We start from the raw sequence: 13282 nt of genomic DNA on the forward strand, positions 1-13282 counted from the left end.
GGGCGGCCCGGCGCCCGCGGCCGCTCACGCCGCCCCGCCGACGGCGGGCATCATCAGATCGTCGACGTCCTGGATACCCTCGCTCTCCCGGGCCAGGCGCGCGAACACCCCGTCCAACGAGGCCAGCCCCGGCTCGCTGGCGTCCGGAGCCGCCGCCAGCAGGGCCCGCAGTTGCAGGTCGGCCACCGGCGCGAGGTAGAGGTCGCAGGTCGTCTCGCGGCTGGCGTGCCCCAGCAGATCCTGCACCATGCGCCAGGGGTCGCCGTACAGCAGCCGGAAGTCGCGCCGTTCCTCCGGAGTGAGGCCGAACCTGCGGTCCATGAGGTGGTTCAGCACGACCAGCATGAACAGCGCGAAACTGTTGCGGCACGCGTGCGCGGTCGCATACGGCGCGTACACCCGGTGCGGGTCCGGGAAAGGGCCGCCCGCCGGGGTGAGCACCTGGCGGCAACGGTCGTTGGCCGTGCGAAAGACGCCCTCCCAGGAGTCCACCGCGAGCGGCAGGCCGCGCTCGTTCAGCCACAGCCACAACGGCTCCAGACCGTGCGGGCCCTCGGTGTACAGCGCCATCCGGTCCGCGACCGTGAGATCCGTGAGCCTGCGCTCGCCCGCGGCACCGTTGTGGTCCAGCCATCGCACCGTCGGCCTCACCCCGCCCGCGACGTCCGTGACAACCCGAAGCCGCGGCAAGTCCTCGTAGCGGCCAGCCCGCTGAGCCCTGCGGACGGCCAGAGCGCGTGAGGAGTCCACGTACGTCTCGATCTCTCCGACGACACCGGCCGCGACGTAGAAGGTCCGCGCCTTCTTCGAACGCGTCACCGCCGCCGCGATCCGCCCCACGCAGTACCGGCCGCCCTCCAACCGCAGCCGCGGCACCTCGAACAGGAGGAGCGACCCGGCCTCGCTCCGCCGCATCCCCGACGAATACAGCAGATCGACGAAGGCGACGTTCCGGTCCTCCAACCGGCCGCACCACCCGGGCAACGGGAGTCCGCCCCCACCCTGGCCACGCAGCCCGACCTCGACCCACCGGCGAAACGCCCTCGGGGTCAGCCAGTGAACGTTGCTGCGACGCGCATCCTTCGCCCTCGCCACCGGCGCCGACACCACGGCACCGTACGGCCCGAGCACCTGCCGGGTACCGACGGGACTTCTTGGGACGTGGCCCGCCCTGGCGGCCCACGCGTACAGGCCGACCAGGGCGGCCAGCTCACGGTTCCACTTCGACCCGCCGATGAGCCGGGGATTCTCCGCGGCGAACCGCCGCCAGTGCTCGAAGTCCTCAAGGTCCCGCTCTACCGCCTGCGTCCAGGCGAGGCCTCGCGCCCACAGGAAGGCAAGGAACAGGCAGATGTCCGTCGCGTAGTTGCGCTTGGTCTCCGGCGTATGACGGCGAAACGCCCCGCTCTGGACGTACAGACTCAACAGCCCATCCACCCGGTAGTCGGGTGCGACGAAGATCGGATCTCCCGGGCGAACACCTACACGTCTCTGGCGTTCCGCCAGGTCCTCCCAGCCCTCCAGCACGGCCTTCCCGACAACAGGCTGGACCTCTGCTTGCGGCACCCAGAAGACTCGCCACTCGGCCAACGCAACTCCCGTGGATCAGCTTCAACACGCTCATCCAACAGGGAATAGATGATCCACTCCTGGGTGAGGGGTGGGCCCCAGATGACCCGCGCGCACCACGGCCCTGGGTGAGCGGGCGCCAGGCGGTGACGATGCCGGCCAGGAGCCAGCGGCGCACAATGCTGGAAGACCTCGACCTGGAGCGGCCGCGGCTTCGAGTGCCGCCAGCCTGGGACTCAGCAAGCGAGGCGTACGCGTGGACGCGGGAGCACCGGCTGGAGGGCGTGATCGCCAAGCGCGCGGACTCCCTGTACCGACCGGGCACGCGCTCCCGGGACTGGATCAAGATCAAGCACCTGCGAGTGCAGACGTCGTGATCGGCGGCTGGCTGCCCGGCGGCCCCCGCAACGCAACGGTGCGGGCCGTCCTGGTGGGCGTGCCCGCCGAAGGCGGCCGTCTGCTCTTCGTCGGCTCGGTCGGCAGCGGCTTCGCCGGACCGGAGCGGCGCGCCCTGGCGGCCGCGCTGCGCCGCATCGCCTCACCGGTGTCGCCCTTCACCGCTGGTGTCGGGCTGGGGCTGCCACGCGGCACCGAGGTCCGATTCACCCGCCCCGAGCTGCATGCCGAGGTCGAATTCCTGGAGCTCACCGACGCCGGCCGGCTCCGGCAACCCGTGTGGCGGGGGCTGCGTGGCTGATCACAACTAGCTCAAAACGCGGCCACTGTGGATGAGTTCTCTACAAACAATCGCCCATATGCGGTGACTCTACGCAACCCGGGAATCCACACGGTCGACGGACGGTAACAACAGCCGCCAGGAGTTGAGTGCGCTGGCACTGCAGGGGCAGTACCCAAGTAGATGATTGCGCCGACCCCGCATCAAGGCGCATTGCGGAGTTAGGAAGCCAACGAGAAGACACATTGCCTATTGGCCATATACGTTCTTTCGTGAGCAGCATTCAATATTGCGATGCTACTGACTTCGGCTCGCCAGGATGAACTGTCCTGAATTTGTTTATCGGCCTGCCCTGGAAGGCTTCGTCACGGAGGGTTCAGCGACGCGGCGCTTCGCGGAGCAGGTCCCGCATCTGGGTCAGCAGCTCGAGTTCGGTCGGCGGTTCGTCCAGGACGGGGAGACCGGCCTTGCGGCGGCGGCGATCGGCGACGGCGTTGAGCGGTGCGACGACGAAAAAGTACAGCGCGGTGGCGATCAAGACGAACGAGATCAGTGCGTTGATGAACGCGCCGTAGCGGAAGACACTTCCGTTGACCGTGAAGGTGAGCGCCGAGAAGTCCTGCTTGCCGAAGATGGCCGCGATCAAGGGGGTCAGCAGGTCACTTACCAGGCTGTTCATCACGGCGACGAACGCGGCGCCCATGACGAAGGCGACGGCCAGGTCGATCACGTTCCCGCGCATGATGAACTTCTTGAACCCGTGCAGCACCCGCAGCCTCCTCGAAGCCGTACCTTCTCCGAGTCTGTGGCGCCGGGCAGGCTCCTGCACGGCAGGCGGGCCGCCCGGGTGGCGGGGCGCTCTATCGGCCGGCATGGGGCGGACATTCGTCGCTCGTGATGGGTCGATGCGCAGTGCGGCGGCGCGCCTGTGGCGCTCACGGGTTCGCGGCGGTGGTGAGGTGTGCGAAGACGGGCGCTCCTCGTCGTCCTGCGCGAGTGGCTCGATAAGTTCTGTGGGCAGGCCGGGCCAGCTCACGCAAACCGCCGGAGCACTGCCTCCTCGGCCGCCGCGCAGGCGGCGAACCAGTCGGGCGACGGTTCGGCGGCCGCCTCGTGCCGCCGTGTCGTTCGAGGCCGGCACTTTCCAGAGGTCCGCGCATTCCGCACCCATGTCCAGACCGGACGGGGCCATTGTGACGTCATGTTGGACCTGGCCGAGAAGCAGTAAGTCAGCGGGCGTCATCCGAGTCGTCGTCAGGTTGACGACCTGCGGTTTCGTCTGGGTCAGGCGCTGGCGTGAGTTGCATCGGATGCAATTCGGCCCGGACGCGGACGACGCACGGATGGTGCCGGTAGCGGCCGAACTCGGGCCGGACCTCGTCCACGAGGATCGCCTGACCACGATGTCGGGCTCGACCGGCAGGTAGCGGATCGGCAGGCTGCCGGGCAGGCCCCCGACGGTGCCGGGGAGCTCGGCCAGGCCGTCGTGCGCCAGCCGGAGGAGCGGCGCGAGTTCCGCTCGCAGAGCGGGCGTGAGCGGGAGGCTGATGCCGACCGGGCGGAGCCGCGCGCCGGTGTCGGGCTGAGCCAGGACGGCGGCCTGCTGGCGAGTGGTCGTCCATCATGCCGGGCACAACGAGCTGGTCAGGCTCCGGTGACGGTATCGAAGAAGCTGGCCAGGTGGTCGGCCCAACCGGTCGGCAGCCAGGGGCTGACGGCGAATACCCGAGCGCGCCCAGCCCTGTACGGTCGACGGGATGACCTCCAACGACCGCCCCACCCCGGACGGAGCCTTCCCCGGCCTGGCCGACACGCTCCCCCAGAACGCCACCATCGAGGACCTCGTCGAATACGCCCTCGACGCCCCAGTGCGCACCGGTGCACCGGCCGCCAGCCGGGACCTGGCCGCCGAGCTCTCGCGCCGCGGCAACGACGCGCTCTGGGAGGCAGCACTGCTCCTCCTGGGTCTCCTGGCGACCAGGCCGGTCTACGGGCTCGGGGAGCACCAGGGCGTCGAGCGCCTGCGGCAGGTGGCGCGGACGGCGGATTCGGTGACGTCCCAGGTGCTCTCCACGATGGCGGTCCACCGCACCGAGGGCGTTGCCGCCGCCCGGGAAACCTGGCAGCGAGCCCCCGCGGTGGCCCGCGAACCCGCCCTGACACAGCTGCTGATCTCGGCCGCCTGCGTGACTGGCTCACACGAAGGACGGCTCGGCCCGCGCCGGCCGTCGCCACGCCACCGTCCGCCCTCCCGGCGCCCCGTCACCGGCGCCCGTCGGAGCCCGTGGGGCCGCCGCTTCCAGCTGCACCCCGACCAACCGACGAAATGAGCTGGTCCCACCTGACTGTTGCTGTCGGTGGGCGTGTGCAGAATTTCCGACCATGAACCGGATACTCACCCTCCCTCTGACGGTGCCCGCGTCGCTGGCCGAGGCCCACGGTCTCGACCCGGCTGTCGGCGGCTGGGCGTTCACCCCCAGGCACGCCGTGGCCACTCCGGACGGCGACACCTATGTGGTCTCCACCGTGTGGCGCACATGGCAGGGCAAGGGCGATCCAACCGACCCCACCTACTGCCAGCTCAGCTGCCGGTCGATCACCCGCTACACCCCCGACGGAACGCCCGTCGCCACCGCCTTGTTCGGACATCCCCGGCCGGACGGCACCCCGTCGGCGATCATCCCGGACGGGGACGGCGACACCCTGGCGGTCCTTCCGGACGGGACGATCGCCCTCAGTCTGCGGCCCGGTAGCACCCACCTGTTCTCGTCCGACCTGAGCCAGGTCCTGGCCACGTGGCCGATGCCCTGGGGCTTTGAGGAGACGAAGGCGAGGACAGGCGACCCCTTCGCCGCCTCGATCACCGTCACACCCTCCGGCCGACTCCTGTGCATGACATCGGAGTACGGGCTCAGCAACTGGGCCGACTCGAACCTCAACATCGTCGCCGTCTCCGATCCCGGTAGCACGCTCGCGCCCGGCTCCAAAGCCACCCTGCGGGCCATCGCAAGCCTCCACGCGAAGACCGACCGCCAGACCGACGCCGACCAGAACCCTCACGTCGTCTATGGTGACGCGCCGGTATGGCGGGACAACCGACCGTCACCCACACTGACCGACCTCCTGTCGGAGCTGACCGGGACCTCCGGCAGCCTGTACGGGTACGAAGACTGCAAGATGACCCGGCCGGCGGCCCTCGGCGATGACCTCTTCGTCATCCCGGTCTTCGGCCAGATCTACCGATCGACCAACCGGGGCCAGGAATTCAGCTTCGCGCTCCTCGACGACCAGGGCGCCCTGCGCGGCCGTCTGGAGGGCTTGCACCGGTACGACGACAGCCCGTTCACCGGCTTCGACTTCACGGTCGTGGCGGACCCGCACCGCGGCCGGGCCTTCCACCTCAACCGCTACGGCTTCTTCGCCTGGAGCGCCGACGGTCAGCTGCGCTCCCGGATGTCCACCGCGGACAAGCCCTACAAGCCTCTGAAGAACTTCGAGCTGCTGGAGTGCACCCCGGCCGGCGAAATCCTCCTCGCCCACCGCAAGCAAAACGTGCTGCTCCGCGTACCGGTGCCGGAGGACCTCGACATCCTGCCCGCCGCCGTCGAGACCGCGCTCAAGGGCTACGCTTCCGGGCGCCTCGCGCTGAAGAAGCAGTACGCCCCGGTCAACTGGTACTGGCTGGACACCGCCGCGCAGGTCTTCCACCACTGAGCGCGCGCCCGTAGTCCCGTGCGGTCCACGGCTCTGCCGGCTGCCGCCAGCCCAGGACGCCGTCAACCGGCCTGCGCGAACCTGCCGCAGGAGTTCGACTCGCCGCCGCGCCGCTGACGGCCTCGGCCTGGAGATGAGCTCGATTCTCAACACTTGCGGACCCACTACGAGCGGCGGCCGACATCCATCGGGACCTGCTAACACTCGCCTGCTCGATCACCAGTCTGGGTTGTCTTCGAACGGCCGTCCGTCACTGACAGTAGGATCCCGGCACATGACGTCTGTGCTCGGCACTGAGCTTGCTCCGCTTGGACGGACACCATCGGTGTGGTGATCAGGCTGCCAGGACAGTCTCGTATTCGGCGGGACTGCGGTAGCCGAGGCTGCTGTGCAGCCTGCGTATGTTGTACCAGGCTTCGATCCACTCGAAGATCGCGGTCCGTGCTGCGGCGCGGCTGGGCCAGGGGCGGTCGCCGAGCAGCTCCCGTTTGAGGGTGGCGAAGAAGGACTCGGCGAGTGCTGTTCGCCCCCAATCCCGTCCCCGTCGCGCCGGACGCCTACCACGCCTACGCCCGCGTCCTCCAGCCGGAGGCCGACCGCCACCACGTCGCCCTCCCCGCCGACACCGTGACGGAGGACGACGACGCCTGGGCGGACAAGCTCGACCTGCTCCTCCGGGCCCCCGTCCCGTTGGTCTTCGGCCTGCCGCACCCCGACACCGTCCGGGCCCTCCAGGACGCGGTCAGCCTGGTCGCCCGGTCCGTCACCACCCCCGCCGAGGCCCTCGCCGCCGCCGAGACCGGCGCCGACCTGCTGGTCGTCCAGGCCCCGGCGGCCGGCGGACACTCCGCGACCCTCGCACCCGCCCGGCCCCTCGCCACGATCCCCCTTCCCGACCTGGTGAGCGACGTCCGGCACGCCGTCCCCCTGCCGCTGATCGCCACCGGCGGCATCGCCACCCCCGCCGACACCGCCGCCGCGCTGCGGGCCGGCGCGTACGCCGTCATGGCCGGCACCGCCTTGCTCCGCACCCACGAGAGCGGCGCCTCCGCACCGCACAAGGCCGCCCTGGCCGACCTGGCGTTCACCGGCACCGTGCTGACCCGCGCCTTCACCGGCCGCCCCGCCCGCGCCCTGCGCAACCGCTTCACCGACACCTACGAACCGCTCGCCCCGCTCGGCTACCCGGCGGTCCACCACCTCACCGCCCCGCTGCGCAGGGCCGCCGGCGCCGCCGGCGACACCGACCTGATCCACCTGTGGGCCGGCACCGGCCACCGCCTGGCCCGCACCGAACCCGCCGCCGACACCCTCACCCGTCTCGCCGCCGCCCGGTGACCGGCCCCGGCGCGGTGCCGGCGCCCTGCGGGCCCCTGACCCACGAAGGCGATCCCGCCGCGGTCGGTGGGTGCTTCGGCTACGGGGCGATCTCGAACGCCGGCGGTTGGAGACCCGCGAGGCAACCCGTGTCCGGGCTCGTCGGGGTGTCGAAGAACGAGGTGGTGATCGACTGCGCGCACGCGGAGCCGGCAAGGACCACGTGGGCGACGTACGGGACGGTGACCTCGGTGGAGCGGCTCAGCGTCCGGGCGGCGTACGGTCCGCTGCTGGGCGCGATCTGGGCGTCGAAGCCGCCGGACAGGACGAGGGTCGGGATGTCACTGACCGTCCACGCGGCACGGCCGAAGATGATCCGCACGATGCGGTTGGACGACATCGAGCTCGGCAACCGGCGCATCACGGTGGGCGGCCACGTCCGCCCGCTCGACGACCTGACCCACCGGGCCCTGCTGGACTGGCTCGACTACCGCCGAACCCGCTGGCCGAACACCGCCAACCCCCACCTGCTGATCTCCCAGAAGACCGCCGTCGAACTCGGCCCCGCCGACAAGCTCTGGACCACCCGGGCCACCCGCAACCTCACCGCCACCCTCGAACGGCTCCGCGTCGACCGCTAGCTCGAAGAAGCCCTCACCCACGGACCCGACCCGCTCCACCTCGCCCTCGTCTTCGGCATCGACGAGAAGACCGCCATCCGCTACGCGGACTCGGCCCGGCGCCTCCTGGAAACCAGTACCGAGTCGTTGAACGCCATGAAAGCATCAGGGGATGATCAACGCTGAGGACCTTGTCGGCAAACGCCTACTGCAGGTGACGACGTCCTGGCACCACTACCAGGACACCGAGCCCTCCCTCCTGCAGATGTGGCTACACATGGACAGCCTCGGCCCCGTCCGGTTCCACACACCGGGTGACGGGTTGTCCATGGAGATCGACCAGCCCCACGGCCCCTACGACATGGACGAATACGGCCACACCACGGTCGAGGAAGACCCGCCCGACTTCCCCATGACCCGGTTCATCGGCCAGCAGATCCTCGCGTTCCGAGAGATCCGCTACCAGAACGGCGACTACGACTTCGCCGTCGGCATCACCGTCCAGTTCCCCAACGGCGCCATCCGCATCCTCAACCTCGCGGACGAAATCGTCCTGGCCCATGACCAGCACCTGGGTCCAGTTGAGGAGCATCTCCGCGAGGCAGCGACGCCCACGCGCCAGGACGCCTCGCCGTGAGTTGGCACGGAACTCGGGGGTCGACCCCCGCAGAGCACAGCGTTCGACCCGCGGGTTCCCACTGAAGAGCCTTCAGTTTCCCTGAACCCGCAGGGCTCACGGCCCTGCGCTCGGGTAGCTACGGCGAAGTGACAAGTAGCTCTCTGTCGCCGATGTGACGGCGTGTTGTCTCGGGTTTCGGTGTTCCCGTCCCAGCCCGGCTGGGCGTCGGCATCTTGATCACGCCGGAGTGGTCGATGCCGAAGGGAAGGGCCTGGTCGTGCAGCAGGAGTGGGAGCCGGAGGAGCTGATCTCCGTCTGGACGCTGCTGGAAGAGGACATAAAGCGGCTGCGGAACAAGTCCGGGGCGAACCGGCTGGGCTTCGCGCTGCTGCTGAAGTTCTTCGAGGTCGAGCCCGCTTCCCGGAAGGTCCGGAGGATGTGCCGGGGCTGCGGTGGAGTACGTGGCCCAGCAGGTGAAGGTGTCGGCCGGAGAGTGGGCCTCCTACGAGTGGGACAGCCGAGGATCCCGTTGATCACCCGACGGTGGTCGCACCATCGTCCGCCCCGAGCACCGGACTTCGGCAGATGCGGCTCAAGCCGCACCCACTCGTCGTTCGTCAGATCTCCCCGCCCCACGACTAGTCGATGCGGGAGACCTGGTAGTGGCTGATGTACCAGTCGTCGTGCGCGCGCTGTACCAGCACGCTGAGATTGACGCCTAGCGTCGGCCGGTCGGTGAACGAGAAGTCGACACTCAGGTAACCGAGCACGAGGTCGTCGGCGAGCCGCCTGGTTTCGAGAATGCGATACGCGGTCGTCATCCCGAGGGGCTGGGAATCGTAGTAGTCGGCGACGCCTTTCCGGCCGACGCTGTACGGGTGCAGTCCCTGGAAGATCGCGTCCTGGGTGAAGTGGGAGGCGACCAGCGCCGGTTCGTGCGCGTCGACGGCCGCTTTCCACTGGTCGAGGACGCCGCGCAGGATCGCTTCGGCGTCTGTCGTGCTGTTCATCGGGATTCTCCTCGGGTGCGATCGGGGATCAGAACTGCCAGGGACCGCAGATGCGCACGCTCGAGGCTCCCGAACGTCTGGGTGACGAAACCGCCCGGCTGCCCACCACCGATCCGCGCAACCGGGACGGCTACTCCTAGAGCCCGGGGTCACTCGGGTGCGGGGACAGCGCAGTTACCGTGTCGTGCCGCCACACTCGCAGCGGCATCGACGCAAGCACCTGCTCCAAGTGCTCCGCGTCGTCCGCGCTGAACAGGCCCCAGGTGCGCCATTCGCCGGGGGCGAGCGGCGGACGCCACAGCCGCAGCAACCTTCCCTGCGCGGCCAGTTCCCGGGCCCGGGCCGCCTCTCTGGCTCGGATCTCCGCCACGGCCTCCTCGGAAGTGCCCTCCGGCACACTGGTCACCATGTCGACCAGGAACTCCATGAGTGGCTCTCCTTATGACGTCGTGCCCGACACTGAAGACACTAACGCCGGTCCCGGCGTGTCGGTGATCATGTGCGGGCGCGGCGCGCCGAGAGGTCCGGTCGGCGCGACGCCTGGAATCTGCAGGACGTCGCGGACGCCCACGCCGCCGGCGGCAGCGCCGCCGTCCGCGACCTGGGCACCCGCACCACCCTTAGTACTGCAACCGCAGTTAGTAGTTCAGGGCAGCCAGCCGTTTGAAGGCTCGTTGACTGAACTATGAGCCCGTCCGAGAGCTCGGTCACGGACGGGCCCACAGTCGGAGCGCCGTCCCGATCGGCCTCGGGGCGGCTCTTTCGTCGTGGTCATCGGTTCACCGCGGAGCGCCGGCGCCGGGCAGTTCGCGTTGGGCGCGCAGCGGTGAGAAGAAGATCGGTACCCAGACGATTGCGAGCCCGGCCGCGCCGACCCACAGGGCGGTTCGGACGGAGGCGAGTTCGCCCAGTAGACCGGCCAGGGCGGCGCCGATCGCGAGTGAGCCGGTCAGCAGGACCCGCATGGTGGCGTTCATCCGGCCGAGCAGGTGGTCCGGTGTCACGCTCTGGCGGAAGCTGACCTTGAGCACGTTGTCGATGCCGACCTTGCACATGGTGATCAGCCAGGCAGCCCCTGCGAGCCAGAGGGCCGGCCCGCGATCGGCCAGCGCCAGCAGGACGCCGAACGGCGCGACGGCCAGGCCCATCAGCCACAGCACCCGACCTGCGCCGAGTCGTCGGGCGAGCGGGCGGGCCGACTGCGAACCGATGAACACGCCGACACCACCGGCTGCGAAGAACAGGCCGATGATGCCGTCGGAGAGGCCGAGTTCACGGACGAACAGCACCGGCAGCATGGTCTGGCAGAGCTGGATGGACAGGTTGGTGCAGGCGCCGGCGAGCGCGATGGCCCGAAGGGTCGGGTGGCTGAACACGAAGCGCAGACCCTCCCGGATATCGCCGCTGAGGCGGGTGTCGCGCCGGTGCTGCGGGCGCGGCTCCGGTCGGCGGATGCGCAGCAGGAGGATTGCCGACCACAGGTAACTGGCCGCGTCGACCACGACCGCTGTCGGGGCGGACAGCAGTGCCACCAGGAAGCCGCCCGCGCTGCGCCCGCCGACCAGGGTGAGGGCGTCCACCGTCACCAGGTGGGCGTTGGCCTGGGTGAGCTGGTCCCGACCCACCAGTTCGGGCAGTTGGCTCAGCGTGGCCACGTCGAAGAAGACCGTGGCCGCGCCCGTCAGCAGGACCACCAGATAGAGCTGTTGGATCGTTAGGCAACCGAGCAGCCAGGCGGCTGGCACCGACCCGAGGAGCGCGGCCCTGACCAGGTCGGCGGTGATCATCACGGGCCGCCTGCGGATCCGGTCCACCCAGGCTCCGGCCGGCAGGCCGATCAGCAGGAAGGCGAGGGTGCTCAGCATCGCCAGCAGGCCGACCTGTCCGGCCGAGCTGTGCAGGGCCAGGACGGCGGTCAGCGGTACCGCCAGGGAACTCACTGCGGTGCCGAGCTTGCTCACCGTGGCCGCGCCGATGAGCAGGCGAAAGTCCGGGTTTCGCAGGACCGAGGGATGCGGATCGGGGGTGGGAGTGGCCGTGTCCGGCCCGCGGGCGAGATCAGTGCTGGTCATGGAGCGAGGTTCCTGCGGCGCCGCCCGGCGGGCGAGGAATTTAGGCTGTACTGAATCCTGACCCGTTGACCGCAGGGTCTTCCTCCGCAGAAGGGCTGCACCGTGCTGGACCTGGCGTTCTCCGTCCGCGATCTGGCCCGCACGAGGTTCGCCCTGTCGCCGCTGTGGGAGGTGGTGGCCAGTGTCAGGATGCTGAAGCGCCCGGCCGAGCACCCGCTGCACCGCCCGTGGAGCGACGAGGTCGGCCGCCGGTTGGCCGTCTCGGGGCTGGACTGGCGCCTGCTCGCCGATCTGGTCCCGGAACCGCCCGGCGCTATACCGGTCTTCATCGCGCCGCCACCGACAACCTCGGTCGCCGATCTTGGACTTGAGCTCGCCGTTCTGCGCGCGACGCCACCCGAGCAGGTCCGCTCCGGCCTCAGCGGTCCACGCGCGCCACGTTCCGAGCGGATCGACCGGCTGCGCGGCGATCCACGCCGCGGTCTCGCCGAACTCGCCGACATCGTGGAGTCGTACTGGGAGATCGCCCTCGCGCCCTACTGGCCCCGGATGCGCTCCCTCCTGGAGGGTGACGTGCTGCACCGGGCCAGACTGTTCGCCGAGCACGGAGCGGACCAACTGCTGGGCGACCTGGCGTCCAGCGTCACCTGGGACGACGACACCCTGTACGTCGGGCACCACTACGCTCGTGGCAGTCGACAACTCGGCGGGCGCGGGCTGCTGCTCGTTCCGTCGGTATTCGTCTGGCCCCGGGTCTTCTCCGTCATCAGCCCGAACTGGCAACCCACTTTGCGCTATCCGCCGCGCGGCGTGGCCACGCTCTGGGAACGGCGGTCCGCCCTCCCACAGGCCCTGGCAGCCGTCATCGGCCGGTCCAGGGCCCGCCTGCTGGCAGAACTCGACACACCCACCTCGACGACCGACCTGGCCCGCCGTACCGGGATCACCGCCGGCGGAGTCTCCCAGCACCTGACCGCTCTCCGCTTCGCCGGCCTGGTCGACGCACACCGCAGCGGCCGGTACGTGCTCTACGTCCGCACCGAGGCGGCGGAAGTCCTGCTGGCTGCTGCGGACGCACGGCGTGACGATGCGGAGGTGCCTTCGGCCCGAAGTTCTCCTCGATGAAGATCAGCAAAAGCGTCGATGAGAGCCCTGTCCGAGAACTGGCTTGCGGGGTGACACGCCAGAGCATGGAGAACTCCTGGTAGTCCGGTCGATTGTTGAGATCAGGCCGTAACTGCCAGGAGTTCGTGGTGCCATCTTCAGCTGTCTGCACGTTCGGTCCGTGTCCGGAGCACGGCGTGTCGGGTGTGGACGAGGGTGCACGACTGCCTGCGCGACCGGCTCCGCGTACGGACAGGACGTTCGCCCCCTGCCCACCGCGGCGGTCATGGACTGTGCCGGGATGGCGGCGGCTCTGTCGCGCGGCAGCGGGACGCGAGGTGGCGGCTGTGCGGGAAGTCCCGGACGTCGTCGGGGACTTCCCGCGTGCCGAGGGGCGGGTGCGAGCGGGCGGGCGTCGTTCACGCCCTGGCGAGGGCGGGGGCGGGGGTGGGCGGGTGCTGGTGTTTCCCGCTTTGGCCGGGGTCGGTGGCGGTGGCGTTGGCGGCGCCCGCGTTCTAGCCTCGATCTTGCATGACGGCTCGTCAGCCTGGCTGGCGGGCCGTTTCTGCTTGGCTGGGCTG

14 protein-coding genes and 2 pseudogenes are annotated in these 13282 nt (G+C 69.8%); 8 read left to right on the forward strand and 8 right to left on the reverse strand.

Annotated features, from left to right (window positions below):
- Positions 1 to 24: 24 nt before the first annotated feature.
- Positions 25 to 1425, reverse strand: coding sequence for a site-specific integrase (locus tag F7Q99_RS29790; RefSeq protein WP_230210991.1), 1401 nt, complete (start codon positions 1423 to 1425; stop codon positions 25 to 27).
- A gap of 296 nt (positions 1426 to 1721) precedes the next feature.
- On the opposite strand from F7Q99_RS29790, the gene F7Q99_RS29795 reads away from it, so the two are divergent.
- The gene (locus tag F7Q99_RS29795) at positions 1722 to 1946 is read left to right on the forward strand and encodes an ATP-dependent DNA ligase (protein WP_195911306.1); all 225 of its coding nucleotides are present in this window, start codon (positions 1722 to 1724) and stop codon (positions 1944 to 1946) included.
- On the forward strand, positions 1943 to 2266 hold the full coding sequence (locus tag F7Q99_RS29800; protein ID WP_195911307.1) for an ATP dependent DNA ligase: 324 nt from the start codon (positions 1943 to 1945) through the stop codon (positions 2264 to 2266). The genes F7Q99_RS29795 and F7Q99_RS29800 overlap by 4 nt, the downstream gene beginning before the upstream one ends.
- Before the next feature lie 355 nt (positions 2267 to 2621).
- Here F7Q99_RS29800 and mscL read toward each other — a convergent pair whose 3' ends face one another.
- Positions 2622 to 3014 (reverse strand): large conductance mechanosensitive channel protein MscL, encoded by a 393-nt coding sequence (gene mscL, locus F7Q99_RS29805; protein ID WP_326847325.1) that lies wholly within the window; start codon positions 3012 to 3014, stop codon positions 2622 to 2624.
- 988 nt (positions 3015 to 4002) lie between these two features.
- On the opposite strand from mscL, the gene F7Q99_RS29810 reads away from it, so the two are divergent.
- Together F7Q99_RS29810 and F7Q99_RS29815 are read left to right on the forward strand one after the other, a co-directional pair.
- Positions 4003 to 4575, forward strand: coding sequence for a hypothetical protein (locus F7Q99_RS29810; protein WP_153467015.1), 573 nt, complete (start codon positions 4003 to 4005; stop codon positions 4573 to 4575).
- A gap of 52 nt (positions 4576 to 4627) precedes the next feature.
- Positions 4628 to 5959 carry a hypothetical protein gene (locus tag F7Q99_RS29815; protein ID WP_153467016.1) on the forward strand — a complete coding sequence of 444 codons (1332 nt, stop codon included), beginning with the start codon at positions 4628 to 4630 and terminating at the stop codon, positions 5957 to 5959.
- Between the two features lie 334 nt (positions 5960 to 6293).
- On the opposite strand, the pseudogene F7Q99_RS29820 reads toward F7Q99_RS29815, so the two are convergent.
- Positions 6294 to 6458: pseudogene (locus tag F7Q99_RS29820) on the reverse strand (integrase core domain-containing protein); the annotation flags it as partial.
- 17 nt (positions 6459 to 6475) lie between these two features.
- Here F7Q99_RS29820 and F7Q99_RS29825 point away from each other — a divergent pair.
- A complete protein-coding gene (locus tag F7Q99_RS29825) occupies positions 6476 to 7297 on the forward strand; it encodes an NAD(P)H-dependent flavin oxidoreductase (RefSeq protein ID WP_326847326.1) in 822 nt (273 codons plus the stop codon).
- Positions 7298 to 7376: 79 nt separating this feature from the next.
- Here the strand turns inward: F7Q99_RS29825 and F7Q99_RS29830 are convergent, their stop codons facing one another.
- On the reverse strand, positions 7377 to 7676 hold the full coding sequence (locus tag F7Q99_RS29830; RefSeq protein WP_230210992.1) for an alpha/beta hydrolase: 300 nt from the start codon (positions 7674 to 7676) through the stop codon (positions 7377 to 7379).
- Between F7Q99_RS29830 and F7Q99_RS29835 the strand changes: the two genes are divergently transcribed.
- Positions 7660 to 7917, forward strand: coding sequence for a hypothetical protein (locus F7Q99_RS29835; protein ID WP_153467017.1), 258 nt, complete (start codon positions 7660 to 7662; stop codon positions 7915 to 7917). The two genes, F7Q99_RS29830 and F7Q99_RS29835, sit on opposite strands and share 17 nt — an antisense overlap.
- A 151-nt stretch (positions 7918 to 8068) precedes the next feature.
- The gene (locus F7Q99_RS29840; RefSeq protein ID WP_153467018.1) at positions 8069 to 8533 is read left to right on the forward strand and encodes a hypothetical protein; all 465 of its coding nucleotides are present in this window, start codon (positions 8069 to 8071) and stop codon (positions 8531 to 8533) included.
- A gap of 477 nt (positions 8534 to 9010) precedes the next feature.
- Here F7Q99_RS29840 and F7Q99_RS43400 read toward each other — a convergent pair.
- The 4 genes and pseudogenes from F7Q99_RS43400 to F7Q99_RS29860 all read right to left on the reverse strand — a co-directional run.
- Positions 9011 to 9151, reverse strand: a pseudogene (locus tag F7Q99_RS43400) (IS5/IS1182 family transposase); the annotation flags it as partial.
- A gap of 2 nt (positions 9152 to 9153) precedes the next feature.
- Entirely contained in the window at positions 9154 to 9525 is a 372-nt protein-coding gene (locus F7Q99_RS29850; RefSeq protein ID WP_153467019.1) for a nuclear transport factor 2 family protein, read from the reverse strand.
- A 136-nt stretch (positions 9526 to 9661) separates the two neighbouring features.
- A complete protein-coding gene (locus F7Q99_RS29855) occupies positions 9662 to 9952 on the reverse strand; it encodes a muconolactone Delta-isomerase family protein (protein ID WP_153467020.1) in 291 nt (96 codons plus the stop codon).
- Between the two features lie 352 nt (positions 9953 to 10304).
- Positions 10305 to 11597: an MFS transporter gene (locus tag F7Q99_RS29860; protein ID WP_153467021.1), complete on the reverse strand. Its 1293-nt coding sequence runs from the start codon at positions 11595 to 11597 to the stop codon at positions 10305 to 10307.
- A gap of 102 nt (positions 11598 to 11699) precedes the next feature.
- On the opposite strand from F7Q99_RS29860, the gene F7Q99_RS29865 reads away from it, so the two are divergent.
- Complete coding sequence (locus F7Q99_RS29865; RefSeq protein WP_326847327.1) at positions 11700 to 12722, forward strand: ArsR/SmtB family transcription factor; 1023 nt, start codon at positions 11700 to 11702, stop codon at positions 12720 to 12722.
- The last annotated feature ends 560 nt before the right edge of the window (positions 12723 to 13282 follow it).

Source organism: Streptomyces kaniharaensis (assembly GCF_009569385.1).
GTDB classification, from domain to species: domain Bacteria; phylum Actinomycetota; class Actinomycetes; order Streptomycetales; family Streptomycetaceae; genus Kitasatospora; species Kitasatospora kaniharaensis.